The sequence below is a fragment of the Vibrio sp. AND4 genome (genome assembly GCF_000171815.1).
Classification (GTDB): Bacteria; Pseudomonadota; Gammaproteobacteria; order Enterobacterales; family Vibrionaceae; genus Vibrio.
This window is the reverse complement of sequence record NZ_ABGR01000024.1, coordinates 12,101-30,671: the sequence shown is the minus strand read 5'-3', so window position 1 is coordinate 30,671 and position 18,571 is coordinate 12,101. Positions and strand designations below refer to the sequence as shown.

Annotated in this window: 18 protein-coding genes; 4 read left to right on the top strand and 14 right to left on the bottom strand. The window is 47.2% G+C overall.

The genetic code is table 11. The features are described from left to right. A partial coding sequence (locus AND4_RS15740; RefSeq protein WP_009843965.1) for a thiamine pyrophosphate-binding protein occupies positions 1–1,239 on the bottom strand: 1,239 nt, incomplete at its 3' end. A 462-nt stretch (positions 1,240–1,701) separates the two neighbouring features. Here AND4_RS15740 and AND4_RS15735 point away from each other — a divergent pair. Next, the gene (locus tag AND4_RS15735; RefSeq protein ID WP_009843964.1) at positions 1,702–3,225 is read left to right on the top strand and encodes a YifB family Mg chelatase-like AAA ATPase; all 1,524 of its coding nucleotides are present in this window, start codon (positions 1,702–1,704) and stop codon (positions 3,223–3,225) included. Between the two features lie 10 nt (positions 3,226–3,235). Here the strand turns inward: AND4_RS15735 and AND4_RS15730 are convergent, their stop codons facing one another. Both AND4_RS15730 and AND4_RS15725 read right to left on the bottom strand, forming a co-directional pair. Further along, positions 3,236–4,069 (bottom strand): sensor domain-containing diguanylate cyclase, encoded by an 834-nt coding sequence (locus AND4_RS15730; protein ID WP_009843963.1) that lies wholly within the window; start codon positions 4,067–4,069, stop codon positions 3,236–3,238. Positions 4,070–4,217: 148 nt separating this feature from the next. Then, a complete protein-coding gene (locus AND4_RS15725) occupies positions 4,218–5,174 on the bottom strand; it encodes a DUF2860 domain-containing protein (protein ID WP_009843962.1) in 957 nt (318 codons plus the stop codon). A 194-nt stretch (positions 5,175–5,368) separates the two neighbouring features. Here AND4_RS15725 and AND4_RS15720 point away from each other — a divergent pair, with 194 nt between their 5' ends. Next, entirely contained in the window at positions 5,369–6,259 is an 891-nt protein-coding gene (locus tag AND4_RS15720; protein WP_009843961.1) for an acyltransferase, read from the top strand. A gap of 48 nt (positions 6,260–6,307) precedes the next feature. Here the strand turns inward: AND4_RS15720 and AND4_RS15715 are convergent, their stop codons facing one another. The 5 genes from AND4_RS15715 to AND4_RS19970 all read right to left on the bottom strand — a co-directional run bounded on the left by AND4_RS15715 (position 6,308) and on the right by AND4_RS19970 (position 10,274). After that, positions 6,308–6,907 (bottom strand): thiol:disulfide interchange protein DsbA/DsbL, encoded by a 600-nt coding sequence (locus AND4_RS15715; protein ID WP_009843960.1) that lies wholly within the window; start codon positions 6,905–6,907, stop codon positions 6,308–6,310. 34 nt (positions 6,908–6,941) lie between these two features. After that, positions 6,942–7,928: a serine/threonine protein kinase gene (locus tag AND4_RS15710; RefSeq protein ID WP_009843959.1), complete on the bottom strand. Its 987-nt coding sequence runs from the start codon at positions 7,926–7,928 to the stop codon at positions 6,942–6,944. Positions 7,929–7,976: 48 nt separating this feature from the next. Continuing rightward, entirely contained in the window at positions 7,977–9,398 is a 1,422-nt protein-coding gene (gene ccoG, locus AND4_RS15705; RefSeq protein ID WP_009843957.1) for a cytochrome c oxidase accessory protein CcoG, read from the bottom strand. A gap of 315 nt (positions 9,399–9,713) precedes the next feature. After that, complete coding sequence (locus AND4_RS15700) at positions 9,714–9,980, bottom strand: YihD family protein (protein WP_009843956.1); 267 nt, start codon at positions 9,978–9,980, stop codon at positions 9,714–9,716. 126 nt (positions 9,981–10,106) lie between these two features. Beyond that, on the bottom strand, positions 10,107–10,274 hold the full coding sequence (locus tag AND4_RS19970) for a hypothetical protein (RefSeq protein WP_009843955.1): 168 nt from the start codon (positions 10,272–10,274) through the stop codon (positions 10,107–10,109). 293 nt (positions 10,275–10,567) lie between these two features. Here AND4_RS19970 and AND4_RS15695 point away from each other — a divergent pair, with 293 nt between their 5' ends. Then, a complete protein-coding gene (locus AND4_RS15695) occupies positions 10,568–11,374 on the top strand; it encodes a sporulation protein (RefSeq protein WP_009843954.1) in 807 nt (268 codons plus the stop codon). A 72-nt stretch (positions 11,375–11,446) separates the two neighbouring features. After that, entirely contained in the window at positions 11,447–12,100 is a 654-nt protein-coding gene (locus AND4_RS15690) for a hemolysin III family protein (protein WP_009843953.1), read from the top strand. A 38-nt stretch (positions 12,101–12,138) separates the two neighbouring features. On the opposite strand, the gene AND4_RS15685 is transcribed toward AND4_RS15690, so the two are convergent. The 6 genes from AND4_RS15685 to def all read right to left on the bottom strand — a co-directional run bounded on the left by AND4_RS15685 (position 12,139) and on the right by def (position 18,550). Next, the gene (locus AND4_RS15685; protein ID WP_009843952.1) at positions 12,139–12,765 is read right to left on the bottom strand and encodes a DUF3157 family protein; all 627 of its coding nucleotides are present in this window, start codon (positions 12,763–12,765) and stop codon (positions 12,139–12,141) included. A gap of 25 nt (positions 12,766–12,790) precedes the next feature. Next, entirely contained in the window at positions 12,791–14,236 is a 1,446-nt protein-coding gene (locus tag AND4_RS15680; protein WP_009843951.1) for a TrkH family potassium uptake protein, read from the bottom strand. A 9-nt stretch (positions 14,237–14,245) separates the two neighbouring features. Continuing rightward, positions 14,246–15,622: a Trk system potassium transporter TrkA gene (trkA, locus tag AND4_RS15675; protein WP_009843950.1), complete on the bottom strand. Its 1,377-nt coding sequence runs from the start codon at positions 15,620–15,622 to the stop codon at positions 14,246–14,248. 64 nt (positions 15,623–15,686) lie between these two features. Continuing rightward, positions 15,687–16,970 carry a 16S rRNA (cytosine(967)-C(5))-methyltransferase RsmB gene (gene rsmB / locus AND4_RS15670; protein WP_009843949.1) on the bottom strand — a complete coding sequence of 428 codons (1,284 nt, stop codon included), beginning with the start codon at positions 16,968–16,970 and terminating at the stop codon, positions 15,687–15,689. An 80-nt stretch (positions 16,971–17,050) separates the two neighbouring features. After that, entirely contained in the window at positions 17,051–17,998 is a 948-nt protein-coding gene (gene fmt / locus AND4_RS15665) for a methionyl-tRNA formyltransferase (protein WP_009843948.1), read from the bottom strand. A 33-nt stretch (positions 17,999–18,031) separates the two neighbouring features. After that, positions 18,032–18,550: a peptide deformylase gene (gene def, locus AND4_RS15660; protein ID WP_009843947.1), complete on the bottom strand. Its 519-nt coding sequence runs from the start codon at positions 18,548–18,550 to the stop codon at positions 18,032–18,034. Positions 18,551–18,571: the final 21 nt, after the last annotated feature.

Below are 18,571 nucleotides of genomic sequence, written 5' to 3'. Positions count from 1 at the left end.
CCCCATGGCAGCAGGCAAACCAAAGCCCATGGTGCCAAGGCCAGCAGAGGTAATGAAGTTTTGCGGATCGCGCGGTTGGATGTGTTGTGCTGCCCACATCTGGTGCTGTCCGACGTCGGTCGATACTATCGAGCTGTCTGGCATCATGTCAGACAGTTGTTTAAGTAACAGCGGCGCATAGATCAACTCGCCAGGGTGGTCGTAACGCCATTTGAATCCGCTACGTAGGCTTTCGCTGTGATGTACCCATGGGGTGATGTCTTGAGTCAGCTCTAATTGAGGAAGAATCTGGCTGATCTCGCCTCTAAGTGGGGCGTTCGCGTGGCGAAGTTTATGAATTTCAGCCGCATCGATATCGATATGAATGACTTTGGCATGCGGCGCAAACGTATCCAGCTTGCCTGTCACTCGGTCATCAAAACGAGCCCCAACCACAATCAAAAGGTCACATTCTTGAACCACAAGATTGGCCGCTTTGGTTCCGTGCATGCCCAACATACCCAAGTAGTGTGGGTCATGGCGTTCAATCGTACCCAACCCTTTTAAGGTGCTTACTGCTGGCATGGGGTTTAAACGCAGGAACTCACGTACCGAATCTGTCGCTTTTGCTAACTGGACACCACCACCAACGTACAAAACGGGGCGAGTTGAAGCGGCTAATACTTGTTGAGCACGTTGGATATCAGCATCGCCGATTTTTGGGGTGCTTGGTGGCACAAAAGGAGGCAGTAATTCAGTTGGCGCTTGGGCAAGCTGCACGTCTTTGGCGATATCAACAATCACCGGACCTGGTCGGCCTGCTTTTGCTACTTCGAATGCTTCGGCAAGTGTTGGGGCAAGATCTTCAATCTCGGTCACTAGGTAGCTGTGTTTAGTACAGGCTAAAGACATACCAATCACATCCATTTCTTGGAAAGCGTCAGTACCGATATGAGAGCTAGCAACCTGACCTGTGATGGCCACTAGAGGAACGGAATCAAGGAAGGCGTCGGCAAGGCCGGTAACCAGGTTGGTGGCGCCAGGGCCGGACGTCGCCATACAAACGGCAACATCTTGTGTCGTACGGGCCATTCCGATTGCGGCCATCGCAGCCCCTTGTTCATGACGGCATAAGATGTGTTCTACACCGCCGTCATACAGGGCATCATAGATAGGCATGATGGCTCCACCAGGATACCCAAATACCGTTTTAATGCCTTGCTGTCTTAAAGCGGCTACGACGAGTTGTGCACCTGTCATCGTAAACCCCCTTTGCTACGTTGTGGCTCGTAGCTATCGCCATGTGTGTCGCACTTCATGTGCACTCCCATTCTTCCCGTTGAGCTGTCTGAGGATTAGACAGATGACAACCTGTAGTTGTAAAAAAACCCCCGGACTTTTCAGTGCGGGGGTTTTTTGTAATTTGTGGTTACCTTTCGCCCACAATACCCCGCGCGGTGTCAATAATGACCACGATAATCAGGGCTAGCAGTGAGTTGATATGAGCAAATAGGTTCATCTGTCTGTCTTACTGTTTTCGTTAATAAGTGTTATGTAATGTTCTACGAAAATGTTTTCGACACTAGTGGTAACACACAAATCTGCTGCATGACAAGCAAAAAGTCATTCTTTTTTCACATTTAGTATCCATCTCTACAGGCTATATAACATATCCATATAAAAAACATCTGGTTAGATAACGTACAACAATCTGAGGGAATTATGGGGTTGGCCATCATTTATAGTCGAGCAAGTGTGGGGGTACAAGCGCCATCGGTGAGCGTGGAAGTCCACATCAGTAATGGGATGCCGGGCTTTACCTTGGTGGGATTACCTGAGACCACGGTAAAAGAGTCCAAAGATCGCGTGCGAAGTGCGATTGTTAATTCTAACTTTCAGTTTCCAGCAAAACGAATTACGGTCAACTTGGCGCCCGCAGATTTACCCAAAGAAGGCGGCCGTTTCGATCTGCCCATCGCGTTAGGTATTTTGGCCGCTTCAGAGCAAATCGCGACAGATAAGCTCAAGAACTACGAATTTGTCGGAGAATTAGCCCTTTCCGGAGGGCTGAGGCCGGTAAAAGGTGTATTACCGGCAGCGCTGGCAGCGAGTAAAAAACAGCGTCGTTTAGTGGTGCCTCACCATAACGGTGATCAGGCCGCGCTTGTAGGCAAAGATCAGCACAAATCAGCTCAATCACTATTGGAAGTTTGTGCAGAGCTTTGCGGTCAACAGCAATTGAATTTGTATCAAACGCCTAAGCAAAAAGTTCTCAAAACGCACCAACGCGACTTACAGGATATTATTGGACAGCAGCAAGGAAAACGTGCGCTCGAAATTGCCGCCGCGGGTAACCACAACCTCCTTTTTCTCGGCCCTCCCGGCACAGGTAAAACCATGTTGGCCTCTCGGTTGTGTGACTTATTACCTGAGATGAGTGACGAAGAGGCGATGGAAACGGCTTCTGTGGCGTCACTGACACAAAGTGAAATCAATGAACATAACTGGAAGACTCGACCGTTTCGTGCGCCGCACCATTCGAGCTCGATGGCAGCTTTAGTCGGTGGTGGTTCTGTGCCGAGACCTGGCGAAATATCTTTGGCGCATAACGGGTTGTTATTCTTGGACGAGATGCCAGAGTTTGATCGTAAGGTCCTCGACTCTTTGCGTGAGCCCTTGGAATCCGGTGAAATTATTATCTCTCGGGCACAAGGTAAGACGCGTTTTCCTGCTCGGTTCCAAATTGTCGGCGCACTCAACCCCAGTCCAACCGGTTATTATGAAGGTAACCAAGCTCGGACGAACCCTCAGGCGATTTTACGCTACCTTGGGCGCCTATCTGGACCGCTTCTCGATCGCTTTGACATGTCGATAGAAATTCCGGCATTACCCAAAGGAACCCTTTCTGAAGGAGGGGATAGAGGAGAACCAACAGCCATCGTTAAAGATCGGGTGAATCAAGCGCGTAACTGTATGTTGGCTCGTAGTGGTAAGGTGAATGCCTTATTGGGCAGTCGTGAAATTGACGCTTTCTGTCCGCTGCAAAAGAGTGATGCGGAGTTTTTAGAAAATGCGCTGCATCGTTTGGGTCTATCGATTCGTGCTTATCACCGCATCATTAAAGTTGCGCGTACTATTGCCGATCTCGATGGTGCTGCTCATATTGATCGAACCCATCTAGCGGAGGCTCTGGGGTATCGAGCAATGGATAGGTTACTTAAACAGTTAACCGCGCAAGCCGTTTAAACCCGAACGTTTAGCTTTGCTTGCGAGCGTGCTTGTCTTGATAGAGTGCTTTGTCGGCCTTCTCTATTCCCTGTGCTAGATTGCCATTGCAGACCATTAAGCCAAAGCTAAACGAAATGCCATGGAGGTGGATATCATTTTCGACCGCTTGACGTATGTGCAGTAAGCTTTCTCTGGCCTCTGAGGTATGCAGATAGTCAAATACGACCACAAATTCATCCCCACCAACGCGGTAGAGAGTGCCCGTTTCACCAAGCTTTTGCATGGCCAGTGTGGCAAAGTCGACGAGGACCTTATCGCCGATGGCGTGCCCATAGGTGTCATTGACCTGCTTAAACTTATCTAAATCGATGTACGCCACAGTGCAGTAATCACAGCCTTTTTGTACTGCAGACATTAAGGCTTTTTTGTTCATGGCACCCGTGAGGTGATCGAAATGAAGACTTTGTTTGAGGCGGTTTTGCTCCTCAATACGAGCGGTTATATCCCATGCCATGAGCACGATATGACGCACACCACTCACATCAGTAAGATAGCGGATGGACTCAAAATGATGATTCTGAAAGGTCTCGATATCGACACGCATCGGGGCATTGCCGTCGAGTAATGCTTGATCGTTGCGTTTGCATTGCATCAGCAAGTCACACAAATCATCGTTTTGGCAGTCGGCAATCATGCGGTCTAAACTGACACCAAGAATGTCTTCTTCGAAGAAAGCGCGATAGCGTTGATTGATTGCGACATGTTTGCCATTTTCCTTGCGAACAGCGATAAACCCGGGAAAGTTCTTTGAAAGAACACTCATTAGGCTTTGCTCTGAAGCGTAGTTAGGGTCTATGTGCACAAATCACTCTCGTAAATAGTAAAAGTGTTTAACATTATCCATATGAAAATAAGCTTGGCTATTGTTTGAACTATGAATTGTTTTTATTGTGACATTCAGGGCACTTTGGAATGAAGAGGGAGGAGAGCGCTCCCTCCCTGATTTCGTCTTAAAAACGGTAGTTTAAACCGACTGATAACAGGTATTCTTTTTCATCGAAGAAGGTAATGTTTGAATTGGTATCGCTATAACCTGCGAGTGATATGAACGACCAGTCTTGCCAATCAAATACGTTTTTATACTCGTATGCCGAGAAAAAACTCAGTGTGCCATCATTGCGAGTTTTACCAAAGGTTGTGCTGGCTGCGTCAAAATCTTTAGCAGCATAGCCTGCTGTGAGCACGATGCGGTGTCGTTTAATCAATTTGAACCAGCTTAGATCAACACCGAAAGCATTATAGGACTCAGCATCACCATCTGCATTATGATGAATGTAGGTAAAGGCGGGTTGCAGCATCGAAGTTCTGTTAAGCGGGATACGGTAGTCACCTTTGATGTGGTAGATTTTTGCATCACGCAACAGTGATGAGTCTGTTACCGTATCTTTGTCCACTTTTTTGTCTGCGTATGCCAAATCAAGATTGAAATTGTTGTTTAAAAAACGGTTGATTTGGAGGCGGAATGCATTACCACCTTCATCGGTGGTGGTTCTTGATTGTCCAGTGAGGTAGGGATCTTGCCATGTTTCACCTTTCAAGATGGTTGGTAGGTAGGAAAAATCAACCACAGTTCCAGAGGCCAGTTGATATTTATAACCGAGCTGAAAGGCGAGGGTACCGATCGCGATATCGGAACGCGTGGTCCCTGCATATACTTGATGATTAAGTTGCTCTCCAAAGGTGTACCCAGCATTGCCCAGGGGGGCAAAGATAAAAGATTCATCACTCTTGGCGCGTTGGTCCAACGATGCTAAGGCTGCGTTGTTGTCTGTGTTGAAGTTGGACGTTGATGAGATGAAGCCTGCGTTCAAGGCAATTTCACCGTTAAAACCTGCGGTTTCTGCCAGTTGAGCGTGTGCAGAACTGACGATAAAGGCCAAAGGCAGTATGGTAGGCCTGAGGTTCATTCGCTTTCTCCTGTTTGTCGAATGCAAGGGGCATTTGAGCGTTGGTTTAGTTTTACAATGAAACAAAGCTGACCATTCCCACAAATGTTCCAATGTGGTAACGGATTTGTATAATAACACGCTGTTTTATTACTCACGTACTGTTTGATTTTAGGTACTGCTTGTAACGCACACAAGAATAGTTGCTGATTGCCATGCTGACATATTTGTTACTCATTTTTAACGCTACCTTTGTGATTATAAACTCTGCGGTCTGTTCTACCGCGATTTGTCTTATTGCGCTTTTCAAATTATTGCTCCCAACCACCAAGCTCAAAGCGAAAGGCACCGAAGCTGCGAACAAAATGATGTGGGTTTGGGCCACAATCAATGGCGGTATTCTTGCTCTATTCAACAGTGTGGAGTGGGACGTACAATGCAGTGAAAACTTAAAGAAAGATGGTTGGTATCTGCTGATCAGTAATCACCTTAGTTGGGCTGATATTGTTGTACTTTGCTGTGTGTTTAAAGATCGTATTCCAATGCCAAAATTCTTCCTAAAACAGCAGTTACTGTATGTGCCATTTATTGGTTTAGCTTGCTGGGCTCTGGATATGCCATTTATGCGTCGTTACTCTCGAGAATATTTGCTTCGCAACCCACATAAGCGCGGTCAAGATTTGCAAACTACGCGCCGTTCTTGTGCAAAGTTTAAACACACGCCAACCACAGTCGTCAATTATGTGGAAGGCACGCGCTTCACTGAAGAAAAGCTAAGCAAGAGTCGTGCGGGTCTCCAACATTTGCTGCAGCCAAAGTCTGGCGGTATTGCTTACACATTAGCGGCCATGGGTGACCAGTTTGACAACATTATTGATGTGACATTGGCTTATCCAGACAACATCAACAAGCCGTTTAAAGATATGATGATGGGCCGTATGACGAAGATTGTTGTACGTGTGAATGTTTTACCCGTTGATGAACGCGTACTGGGTGATTACTTCAACGACAAGCCGTACAAGCGTCAATTTCAGCACTGGCTTGGCGATGTGTGGCAAGAGAAAGATCAGTTACTGAGAGATATTCATAAGTCTTTTAAAAGTTAAATCAAAAAGGGGAAGCATGATGCTTCCCCTTTTTATATTTGACTCAAACTACTTAAGTTTTAGAAGGTAGTTGACCAGTTCAATGTATTTTTCAGTAGAAATTTCTCCTGTTTGGATCAGGTATTTGTTGTTGACGATGACAGCAGGAACGCCGCTCAGGCCATTTTTTTCAAACCCTTTGTCCATACGACGGGACATTGAATCTATCGCGAAGCCTTTGAATTGAGCGTCGAATTTCTTCGCATCTACGCCTTGATCTAGAAAGATTTGACGAAGCTCTTCATTGTTACGAGGCGCTTTGCCCATTTCGTGAATGCGGTTAAACATCACTGGTACCATTTTGTCTTCAAGGCCCCACGCAACCATCGCTGAGTATGCTTTGCTCATGGAAGGTCCCATGGTGCCACCCATAAATGATACGTGGTTCTTTTGAAATTTTACCCCTTCAGGAAGCTGCTTTTTGACTTCCTGAATGATAGGTTCAAGCGTATTACAATGTGGACAGTAGAAAGAGAAAAACTCAGTCACGTTAGGCTTTTTCGATGCCTCTTGATCCAACACTTTGTAGTATTCACCTTCTTTGAATTGCGTTGCATTTGCCGACAGGCTCAGCACCAACATAGAAAATAGTGCGAACAGTTTTTTCATTTAATCATCTCCATTTTGAATTGTTCGGCCTGGCTTACCATTGAGGCATTAAAGACAGTGGAGCTTCCTCTAGGTTGGCAATCTGCTCTTTAAATGCGAGGACCTGACCTTCCCAGTATTTTGGCTCATTGAACCATGGAAAAGCGAGTGGAAACGCCGGATCATGCCAACGTTTTGCTAGCCATGCCATATAGTGCACCATTCGTAGACCGCGAAGTGGTTCAATTAGTTTCAACTCTGCTGAGTTAAAATCACAAAACTCTTGGTAACCCTCTAAAATAATGTCCAATTGCATTAGCTTGTCTTGGCGTTCGCCATTGATCAGCATCCATAAATCCTGTACCGCGGGGCCATTACGTGAGTCATCTAAATCAACAAACATTGGGCCATCGCGCCATAAAATGTTGCCCGGGTGGCAATCACCATGCAGACGAATGGCGTTAAAGCCTTTTTGCCAGTGGGTTTCAATCGACTTGATCAGCATATCTAAGTCATTGAAGAAGCTGTTCACCAAGTGCGTAGGAATCATGTTGGCATTTTGCAGAATTTCTCTCGGTTGGTAGAGGTATTCTTGTAAGCCAATGGTTGGTCTATGTTGGAATGCTTGACGGCGACCGACGTTGTGGATACGACCAAGAAAACGTCCAACACCTTCGAGTTGATCTAAGTTATCGACTTCATACTGACGACCACCCACACTCTCAAATAAAGCAAAGCCGTAGCCTCGGTAATGGTGTAGGGTGTGGCCATTAATGCGAACAGGTGGGGCGACAGGAATCTCGTTGTCGATCAATTCAAGGGTGAAATCATGTTCTTCTTGAATCTGCTCGTTGCTCCAACGTTCTGGGCGATAGAACTTCACCACGTAGCGTTGGCGATCCTCATCTGTGAACTGGTAAACGCGATTTTCATAGCTGTTGAGAGCAAGAAAGCCAGATTCTGCTCGAATGCCGATGCTCTCTAGCGCATACCACATAAAGTCGGGCGTTAGGGCATTAAAGTTGAAAGTACCTTGGGACATATAAATAAAAAGGCCCATTACTGAGCCTTTTTCCATTGGTCATTGAAGTTAAAGCTTCTTGATAAATCGACTCTCTACTTCAATCGTGAATTTGTTACTCTTATCGGTGAGTATAAACTGAATTGTCGTGATCGCAGAGTTTAGCTTTGTCGGATCGGTGCCAAGGCTCATCGGTAAGCTCAAAACCTCTCCTGGTTCAACTTGGATGGTTTGTTTGCCATACCAGCTGACATCACTGAGTCCTTCTACATTCAAATCGTATTCTTGAACTTGTTGAGTTTTGTTGATGACTTTAAGCGTATAGGTGTTTTCTACTTCACCAGCGCTGTTTGTTCGGAACAGCTGGCTACGGTCGCGTAGCACGCTCATCCCCGCAGGCTCTACCGATGCTATTTGCAGGAAGAACAAGCCAAGCATCACCAACAATACTGCCCCATACCCTAACAGTTTTGGACGCATGACTTTAGTGCTTTTGCCAGAGAGGCGGTGCTCGGTGGTGTAATTGATTAGGCCCTTCTCATAGCCCATTCTCTCCATGGTGTTGTCGCAGGCGTCAATACACGCACCACAGTTAATGCATTCGTATTGCAAGCCATCTCGGATATCGATGCCTGTTGGGCAAACCTGAACACACAAATCACAGTCGATGCAGTCGCCCAAGCCAAGTTGTTTTGGTTCCGCTTTGCGTGGGCGTGGGCCGCGTTTTTCACCGCGTTTGATGTCATAGCCTACGATGAAGGTATCTTTATCGAACATCGCAGATTGGAAGCGCGCGTAAGGGCACATATGGATACACATAATAGAGCGCATCCAGCCAGCATTGCCGTAAGTGCAAATGGCGAAGAACATCACCCAGAATACTGGCCAGAAACTAGCATTCAACGTGAAGAAGTCGATAACCAATTGTTTCATCGGCACGAAGTAACCAACGAAGGTAAAGCCAGTGATAAGGGCTATGGTAAACCACGCCAGATGCTTGAGGGTTTTTCGTACTGCTAAGTTAGCGGTGAGCTTGTTGGAATCCTGCTTACGACGTTTGTTGGCGCTACCTTCCAGTTTTTCTTCAAACCAGATATAGATGAAGGTCCAAACGGTTTGCGGGCATAAGTAACCGCACCATACACGGCCCAAAAAGGTCGTAATAAAGAACAGCCCAAACGCCGCTATTACAAATAGCGTAGCGAGTAGAGTTAGGTCTTGTGGGTACAGCGTAGTGCCAAAAAAGTTGAATTGTTGATTACCGATATCCAGCAAAATGGCTTGGCGTTCGCCATAAGGAATCCAAGGCGTTAGGGCAAAAAATAACAACAGAAACCAACCGCCGTAGCGACGCAGTTGTTGAAATCTTCCCTTACTTTCACGGACATAGATTCGATTATTTGGATTGAAACGGTCCCCTTTGCCTTTATGAGTCTTAGGGTTAAAGGTCTTTGGAGTCACATCTTTGATATCAATCTTGTCCTGACTCATGCACTTATCCTTATCTGAACTTTCTTATAATGTACGGCGGCACTTCTTTTGATGCTGCTCGATGACATTGCTGTTTGGTCCAAACGACAGTGCGTGGTTGAACCGAGTTATTTTCGTTATTACTGATGGCTAGCGATTATACAATCAATAACCAGTCCGTTTCTTTAACACAGTCAATGTTTAACAATAAAAGTCAGTACAGTTAACAAGATAAATAATTGAACAGTTATGGTTGCGTTGTGAGTGCTGTCGTCAAGCCATAAAAAAGCGACTCAAATGAGTCGCTTGTTAATGTTCAGATACAAAGCCGCTCACTTACTTGATGATGCCGCGTGCACGTAGAATGGCGGTTTTAAAATCATCTTCCTGGTCTTTTTTTAGGCCTGGGATCATTTCTTCTTTGTCACTGTTGCGCATTTTTAGATGATAAATCAGCACGTCATCGGTCAGGTCTTCCAATTTACCGGTATAACCCGCTTCGTTAGCCAACTTGACAATAAACTGCAGCAAGTTCATTTCTTGGTCTTTTTGCCACTCTGGCTCAAGGAGTTCAAGTAACTCTTCAATACGATGACACTTCATCTCTTTCTCCACATGATTTGTAGGTGTTATTGGTCACTAAAGGTAGCAAATTGCTCGATGAACACCAAATAGGAAAAGAATGAAGAGGAGAGAAGAAAAAAGCGCGGTAACGGCCGCGCTTTTTAATTAAGCTGCTTTGATCGCTTTGTTTGGAAAACTGGGCATCATTGCTGTCTTCTCAACCAAAGTCATTTCTGGCGCAACTTGTTTTGCCTTTGGTGCCGCAGAAAAACCACTGCGACGGCGCATTGCACTTCGGTTTGTGTGCGCGAACCTGACTGTTGTTGGGCGCATTTAGGTACCTAACTGCCAGGCATATCCATTGCCGATGTGATGGCCTGAGTCATTATGAGTTGAGCTTCAACTGATTGAAGGGTGGCTCTTCTGGCTTTCGCCAATCCAAATAATGAATCAGGAATAACGATATGCATGCATACCGCTTATAGATTAGCATTACTGCCATAATTGGTCGATAGTTGAGCAGTTGAATTGTATGGATTTTATGGTTTTATGGGCAAAATCGAGACAAAATTTGTTTTGATCCGACGATCAGCAGTAGTAGTATTAAATTTAAAAAGGAGGTGCATATGTCATTTTTGAAGAAGACACTTGCAAGTTTTGGGATTGGCAGCGCGAAAGTTGATTCAGTCCTAAACCAAGACGTACTGTATCCTGGCCAAAGCGTGAACGTTACTATTCATGTTTATGGTGGCGCGACGGAGCAGGCGATTGATAACATCGACCTCAAGCTCTGCTGCCGTTATATCGCGGAAGCGCCAGACGATCGTGGGGCGCGAGAGGGGCAACGTATGCGTCGCGTACCGCAAACACATGCTTTGGCTCAGTGGAACCTCCCATACGCATTTACTATTCACCCTGGTGAGGACCGTACCTTTGAGGTCGAACTCGACGTACCGTGGAACACGCCAGTCACTATCGGTGATGCTAAAGTCTGGTTAGAAACGGGCTTAGATGTGGCGATGGCGCTTGACCCAACCGATAAAGACATACTCACCGTTAGGCCAGATCCACTTATGGATGCTGTCTTGTCTGCGTTCGAATCGCAGGGTTTGCGCATTCGTCAAGTTGAGTGTGAGGCCGTGAGAGGTTTTGATCTCCCGTTTGTGCAAGAGTTTGAAATGGTACCAACCGATGGGCCATATCATGGTGTGTGGCGTGAACTGGAGTTTGTCGCTCATCGTGACGAGCAGAATCTCAAATTTTGGTTTGAAGTCGACCGCACTCGAACTGGCGGCAGAGGTATGCTGGCCAGCCTACTTGGCAGCGGTAAACTTAAGCGCGAACTCAGCATTCCAGTCTCTACTAACCTAGACGACGTTGGTGCACTGGTGATCGGCTACCTAGAACAAACGACGGCTGTCCACGAGTTATAATTTAGGCTTACACGTGTAAGCCTAATGTGCCATACTAGACGGGTTATTCAACACTCTAGTATAGGCGCGTTCATGTCATTAACACAGAAAGCACAATACAGTCAGGGCGAGGAGCTCGCCAACGCCATTACTCATGGTATTGGTATGATCTTTGGCGTAGTCGGTTTGGTTCTGCTTCTTATCAAGGCCATTAACCACCAAGCGGACACGCTGACCATAACCAGTATGGCTATCTATGGTTCCAGCATGATTGTGCTGTTTCTGGCATCGACGCTCTACCATGCTATCCCATACCCCAAAGCAAAGCGCTGGCTGAAAACCTTTGATCACTGTGCCATCTATTTGTTGATTGCGGGCAGTTACACGCCATTTTTATTAGTGAGCTTGCGTACCCCACTCGCGATTGGGCTGATGATTGTGATTTGGACCATTGCGCTGATTGGTATCATCATGAAGGTGGCGTTTGTGTATCGATTTAAAAAGCTCTCTTTAATGACGTATTTGGTGATGGGGTGGTTATCATTGGTCGTCATTTATCAACTGGCTATCAATCTCGATATTGGTGGGCTAACACTGCTGGCGGTTGGTGGCTTGGTGTATTCGGTCGGGGTGATTTTCTACGTGGCTAAACGGATCCCTTTTAACCACGCAATCTGGCACGGCTTTGTATTGGCTGGTTGTGTCTGTCATTTCTTCGCGATTTATTACTTTGTCGAGCCTGTCTAATTGATAGAGACACACTCGACAAAGCGTACTCTATCGTATTAGCGTGTTTTTACTTCTAATACTTGTGCAGAGAACTGGTATTGCTGTGATTGTGGCACTGCCAGTTTGATCCCTTTGCCTTGCTCGGCTTGTTGTGGACGAAGGTAGGTATCTGCCATACGTTTGATCGATTGCCACACAATGACATTTTGCTTGGCTAACGGTTTGCCAGACATATCGAATGCCTGTACCTCCACTTCTACTTGAATCACCGATTGTGAGCTTTGATTGGTGATAGACGTTGGGAAGTTAAGTTCACCGTCCTCGTAGCTTGCTGAACCAATCAATATATCCACACCAGAATCAGACAATTGCATGGTTGGCTTCTTCGCGTTAACCACAACTGTCGTACCGACTTTCTTGTTTACAACCGGGATTGCCGCCAACTCTGTCGTTGCAGGGGCTTGTGTTGCCACAGCCTTAACTGTGGTGGTCGCCGCTGCGCCTACTGTCGCTGGTATCGCAGGGGTGGTTTCCATGGCTTTGGGGGCGACTTTCTTTACCACATATTCCCACGTAAAGTCGTCACTCAGTTTTACCTCTCGCCCATCGGCTAGTGTCACAACTTCAGCGGCGTTAACCGATGAAGCCGCGATTAAGGTCGCCAGCGTGATCCATGTTTTCATTATCATACCTTTTATTTGAGTTTGTTTAACGGCGCCAAAAAGCAGGGAAGAACAGGACAAGGATAGTCAGAATTTCCAGACGCCCCATCAACATGCCAAAGCTTAGCAGCCACTTTGCAGCGTCTGGTAATGGGGCAAAGTTGCCTGTTGGTCCTATCACGCTACCCATCCCCGGGCCTACATTCGCAACCGCGGTAATCGAGCCAGAAATACTGGTCACAGGATCAAGGCCTAGAGCACTTAAGCAGCCAGCGATAAAAATGATGGTGATAAAGAACATTAAGCCAAATGCCATGACAGAGCGAACAATATCATCATTCACTTGTCGCTGATTGTAGCGTTGAACGAATACACCAGATGGGTGGATCAGTTTCATAATTTGCTTGTTCAGCAGCGTCATCGCGATCTGAAAGCGGAAGATTTTAATTCCACCAGAGGTTGAGCCAGAACATGCACCAGCCATCATCAAGAAAGCAAACAGTGTGGTCGGTAGAGCGCCCCATGCGGTGAAGTCTTCTAGACCAAAACCTGTTGTGGTGACGACGGAAACGATGTTGAACATTGAAACACGCAATGCGTCTGAAATGGTGTAACCATCACGGACGACCAACCACGCCGATATCACTAAGCTAGAGAACAGAAACAGGTAAGTAAAACCACGAACTTGGGCATCTCTTATTAACACTGTGAGGCTGCGTTTTCGTAATGCTGCCACAAACAGTAGGAATGGTAGACCACCAAGGAACATAAAGCCGGTGGCAACCCAATGTGCACCGTCGGAGAAATGGTTCATTGAAGCGTCTGATGTTGAGTAACCACCTGTAGAGAGAGTGGTGAACGCATGGTTGATTGCTTCAAATGGGTTCATTCCCGTCCATAAGTAACCCAAGATGCATGAGCCTGTTAGCATCAGATACACCAATACGATGTTCTTCGCTACTGTCTTAGCTCTCGGGCTGCTTTTGTCTGACCAATCGGAGGATTCGGTTTGGAATAGCTTCATACCGCCAACGTTGAGCATAGGTAGGATAGCCACCGCCATTACGATAAAGCCGATACCACCCAGCCACTGCAAAATAGAGCGCCACAACAAGATACTTGGTGCCATGTGGTCTAAGCCACTTAACACGGTTGAACCTGTCGTCGTGATACCAGACATCGTCTCGAAGTAAGCGTCGGTAAAGCTGATGTGGTTAATGAACACAAACGGTAATGCGGCAAATGCACTGGCGATGGACCACACCAAACTGGTGATGAGGAACATGTCGCGCACGCTGAGTTTGAATTTGGCGGTGCGGCCAATCGTCAAGCAGATGAAGGCAGCAAGGTGGGTAATCACAACGGCTTGGGCGAAATCGAGAAACCCACCCGTACCGGTGAAAAACGCGACCAAAGTCGGCACGTACATAAAAAGGGCCAGTTTGGATAAAACCAGCCCGATAACAAACAGTACGGGACGTAAGTTGACCATAGGAAAATCCTAGAGGAAGAATGGGCTCGGCTGGAACAGCGCTTCGACGTCTGGCACGTACTTTTTGTCGACCAGGAACATCACGACGTGGTCATCTTGCTCGATAACCGTGCGATCGTGGGCAATGAGTACCTCTTCGCCACGAACGATGGCACCAATGGTCGTCCCTGGTGGAAGTTTGATGTCTCCAATCGCGCGACCAACCACTTTGGAGGTGGTTTCATCGCCGTGTGCAACGGCTTCAATCGCTTCCGCAGCGCCACGACGCAAAGAAGATACATTCACAATATCAGCCCGACGAACGTGGGTCAGTAGCGCAGAGATGGTTGCTTGCTGTGGTGAAATCGCGACATCAATCACGCCACCTTGAACAAGGTCGACATAAGCGCCGCGCTGGATCAGCACCATCACTTTCTTCGCGCCCATGCGTTTTGCCAACATCGCTGACATGATATTGGTTTCATCTTCGTTGGTTAGCGCGATGAATACGTCGACTTGGTCAATGTTCTCTTCGGTAAGCAGTTCTTGGTCTGCGGCATCACCACAAAAGACGATGGTATTTTCTAATTGTTCAGACAACTGCTCTGCGCGCTGATAGTTACGTTCGATCAGCTTCACACTGTAAGTTTGTTCAAGACGTTTGGCCAAACTTGCACCTATGTTGCCCCCGCCGACAATCATGATGCGGCGATAAGGTTTCTCAAGACGCTGAAGCTCACTCATTACCGAGCGGATGTGGTTACTTGCTGCCACAAAGAACACTTCATCATCGGCTTCAATGATGGTGGTGCCCTGCGGGCGAATAGGACGACCTTGACGGAAAATCGCTGCAACACGAGTATCAATGTGCGGCATGTGCTCACGCAGGGCTGAAAGTGCGTTACCTACTAGTGGGCCGCCGTAGTAGGCTTTTACGGCAACTAGGCTGACTTTCTGTTCGGCAAAGCTCACTACTTGCAGTGCACCTGGGTATTGGATTAGACGTTGGATGTAGCTGGTTACCAACTCTTCTGGTGCGATAAGGTGATCGACAGGAATTGCACCAGACTTAAACAGCGCTTCTTTTTCTGCCAAGTATTCTGGAGAACGAATACGCGCAACGCGATTCGGGGTATTGAACAGAGTGAACGCGACCTGACAGGCAGCCATGTTGGTCTCGTCGGTGTTGGTTACGGCGACAAGCATATCAGCGTCCTGCGCTCCAGCCTCATGCAAAACGTCTGGGTGGCTTGCGTGACCATTGACCACTCGTAGGTCGTACTTGTCTTGTAACTCACGCAGTCGGTCGCCATTCTTATCGACGATGGTGATGTCGTTGTTTTCACCAACTAGGTTTTCTGCCAGTGTGCCGCCAACCTGACCAGCGCCAAGAATAATGATTTTCATACTCTTTACTCGTTATCTGAAAAAGGCGATTGAATTCACTTCAATCGCCCTATTTAGTATGCTGCTACGCGTGTTTTTTTGTCAGCACGGCGTAGTAGAAGCCATCCATATCTTCCTCTCCCGGCAGAATCTGACGACCGGGTTGATGTGGTTCGGAGTCCACTAATTGCGCATCCGCAGTGCGTGCTAAGAAAGCTTTTACTTGTTCCACGTTTTCTTGTGGTGTGATTGAACAAGTTGCGTAAACCATAGTGCCGCCTGGTTTTAGTTGTGTCCACATGGCATCAAAAATTTCGCTCTGTAGCGCAGCGAGTGCGGCAATATCATCAGCACGACGTAGCCATTTTATGTCTGGGTGACGTCGAATCACACCCGTCGCAGAACAAGGCGCATCAAGCAAAATTCGGTCAAATTGTTCACCTTGCCACCATTCTTGAGGATGACGCGCATCGCCGCAAACCACTTTTGCTTGAAGATTGAGACGCTTCAGGTTTTCGTGCACACGTTTAAGACGCGTGTCGTCGCAGTCGATGGCAACCACTTCGCTGCCAGACGTGCGCTCAAGAATGTGCGCCGTCTTGCCGCCCGGTGCGGCGCAGCAGTCTAGGATCAGCTCGCCATCTTTTGGCTCAAGATAGTTAATCGACAGCTGCGCTGCCGCATCTTGCACTGATACCCAACCTTTTTCAAAGCCCGGTAGTGTCATTACATCACATGGGGCCGCCAATTTTAGAGCGTCCATTGCTTGTGAGTGTGGCGTGCTATCAATGTTTTCATTTTTGAGTAGCGCAAGGTATTCATCACGAGTGTGGTGCTGGTGGTTGACACGTAACCACATTGGCGCTTTCTGGTTGTTAGCTTCAACGATGCTTTCCCATTGCTGTGGGTAAGCTTCTTGCAGCAGTTTGAGTAACCAGCTTGGGTGGCCGTATTTGCCCGCGTTGTTACTGACTGCCATTTGGTCTAGTTCTTCTTGACTGCGCTGGTAGTTACGCAATACCGCGTTGATTAAACCACGTAGGCGAGGACCTTTCAGCTCCTTGGTACCTTCAACCGTCTCACCGACTGCGGCGTGTGCAGGAATGCGCATGAAGCTCAACTGATAAATGCCAACCAAAATTAGGTGATGGAAAACGCGCTGTTTACCTTTGAGAGGCTTATCCATCAATTGGTTTGCAATCATTTCGAGACGAGGGAGGTAACGTAGAGCACCGTAACAGATCTCTTGCAGCAGAGCGTGGTCACGTGGTCGTACGTTTTGTTGAGCCGCCGGAAGTGCGTTTGAAAGTGAGTGGCCCTTGTCGACGACAAGATACAAGACGTTGGCAGCCGCAGCGCGAACATTCATGATGAGTACCTTAAAGTAAAGGAGGGCATCTCTGCCCTCTAAAAGTTCGTATTATTGGTTTTGACACTATTATTTGGTTTTTAAACCAGTTGAGTGCCAACTTCAAACCAAGATGCACGTGAGTTCAGAATATCTTGAACTGACATGGCTTTTTTACCTGGAACTTGCAGTTGTTCCAGTACCAATACGCCGTTGCCTGTCACAACATAGATACCGGTCTTATCTGCTTGCAAGATGGTGCCCGCTGGCTTGTCGCTGGTTTGCTCTTCAACACGGCTTTGCCATACCTTGATGCTGTTTTCAGCAGTTTCAAAGTGGCTCATTGGCCATGGGTTGAATGCGCGAACACAGCGTTCAATATGTGCCGCGTCGTCATTCCAATTGATGCGCGCTTCTTCTTTGCTTAGTTTCTTCGCGTAGTTTGCTTGCTCGTCATCTTGTTTCACTGGCTCTGCTTTGCCAGTGGCAATATCCGCTAAGCACTCGATCAGTGCGTCTGGGCCCAAGCCAGCCAGTTTCTCGTACATCGACGCACTGGTGTCACTGGCTTCAATCGGCAATGTCGCGATTTTTAGCATATCACCCGTGTCCAGGCCAATATCCATTTGCATGATGGTCACGCCAGTTTCGGCATCACCTGCCCAGATTGAGCGCTGGATAGGTGCTGCGCCGCGCCAGCGAGGGAGAATCGAGCCATGTACATTGATACAACCTAGCTTAGGTGTATCCAGTACAACTTGTGGAAGCAATAAGCCGTACGCCACAACGACCATGATGTCGGCGTTCAGATCGGCAAGCTCTTGCTTTGCATGGTCTGATTTGAAGTTTTCTGGTTGGTATACCGGAATATCGTGCTCAAGTGCGATGGTTTTTACTGGGCTTGCCGTAAGTTTCTTACCACGGCCTGCTGGGCGGTCTGGTTGAGTATAAACCGCAATTACTTCGTGCTCCGAAGACAACAACGCCGCCAAGTGACGGGCGGCGAAATCCGGAGTACCTGCAAAGACAATACGTAAAGACTGACTCAAGGTAGGCTTCCTTCTCATAAAATTGTATCGAGGTTAGGCGCTTTGCTGTTTCTCGTTAAAGCGTTTGATTTTCGCTAACTTGTCTTGGATGCGCTTGCGCTTAAGTGGCGATAGGTAATCCACAAACAGTTTGCCCATCAAATGGTCTAACTCGTGTTGAACACAAATCGCGAGTAGGTCATCAGCGTCGAAAGTGTACTCTTTGCCGTCGCGATCCAGTGCTTTAACCGTCACTTCAGCAGCGCGAGGCACAAGTGCACGCGCACCGGGTACGGATAGACAGCCTTCTTCGATGCCATCTTCGCCACGCTTTTCCAGAATCTCAGGGTTAATAAGCACCATTGGCTCATCACGAGTTTCTGAAACATCAATCACGACGATACGTTTATGGATATCAACTTGCGTTGCAGCCAAGCCAATACCTTCTTCGTCGTACATGGTTTCTATCATGTCATCGACGATTTTTTGAATCTCAGGTGTCACCTCTTCTACAGGTTTTGCAACGGTACGCAGGCGATCATCTGGGAATGTTAATACTTGTAATACAGACATATTCACTCGAAATATTGAACT

What these genes read in the sequence shown, in the direction of transcription:
- AND4_RS15735 (WP_009843964.1), top strand. Translation starts at nt 1,702, where the DNA reads ATGGGGTTGGCCATCATTTATAGTCGAGCAAGTGTGGGGGTACAAGCG.
- AND4_RS15680 (WP_009843951.1), bottom strand. Translation starts at nt 14,236, where the DNA reads ATGGTCAACTTACGTCCCGTACTGTTTGTTATCGGGCTGGTTTTATCC.
- def (WP_009843947.1), bottom strand. Translation starts at nt 18,550, where the DNA reads ATGTCTGTATTACAAGTATTAACATTCCCAGATGATCGCCTGCGTACC.
- rsmB (WP_009843949.1), bottom strand. Translation starts at nt 16,970, where the DNA reads ATGAATGTTCGCGCTGCGGCTGCCAACGTCTTGTATCTTGTCGTCGAC.
- AND4_RS15715 (WP_009843960.1), bottom strand. Translation starts at nt 6,907, where the DNA reads ATGAAAAAACTGTTCGCACTATTTTCTATGTTGGTGCTGAGCCTGTCG.
- AND4_RS15685 (WP_009843952.1), bottom strand. Translation starts at nt 12,765, where the DNA reads ATGAAAACATGGATCACGCTGGCGACCTTAATCGCGGCTTCATCGGTT.
- trkA (WP_009843950.1), bottom strand. Translation starts at nt 15,622, where the DNA reads ATGAAAATCATTATTCTTGGCGCTGGTCAGGTTGGCGGCACACTGGCA.
- AND4_RS19970 (WP_009843955.1), bottom strand. Translation starts at nt 10,274, where the DNA reads ATGCGCCCAACAACAGTCAGGTTCGCGCACACAAACCGAAGTGCAATG.
- AND4_RS15710 (WP_009843959.1), bottom strand. Translation starts at nt 7,928, where the DNA reads ATGTCCCAAGGTACTTTCAACTTTAATGCCCTAACGCCCGACTTTATG.
- AND4_RS15725 (WP_009843962.1), bottom strand. Translation starts at nt 5,174, where the DNA reads ATGAACCTCAGGCCTACCATACTGCCTTTGGCCTTTATCGTCAGTTCT.
- AND4_RS15695 (WP_009843954.1), top strand. Translation starts at nt 10,568, where the DNA reads ATGTCATTTTTGAAGAAGACACTTGCAAGTTTTGGGATTGGCAGCGCG.
- ccoG (WP_009843957.1), bottom strand. Translation starts at nt 9,398, where the DNA reads ATGAGTCAGGACAAGATTGATATCAAAGATGTGACTCCAAAGACCTTT.
- AND4_RS15720 (WP_009843961.1), top strand. Translation starts at nt 5,369, where the DNA reads ATGCTGACATATTTGTTACTCATTTTTAACGCTACCTTTGTGATTATA.
- AND4_RS15690 (WP_009843953.1), top strand. Translation starts at nt 11,447, where the DNA reads ATGTCATTAACACAGAAAGCACAATACAGTCAGGGCGAGGAGCTCGCC.
- AND4_RS15700 (WP_009843956.1), bottom strand. Translation starts at nt 9,980, where the DNA reads ATGAAGTGTCATCGTATTGAAGAGTTACTTGAACTCCTTGAGCCAGAG.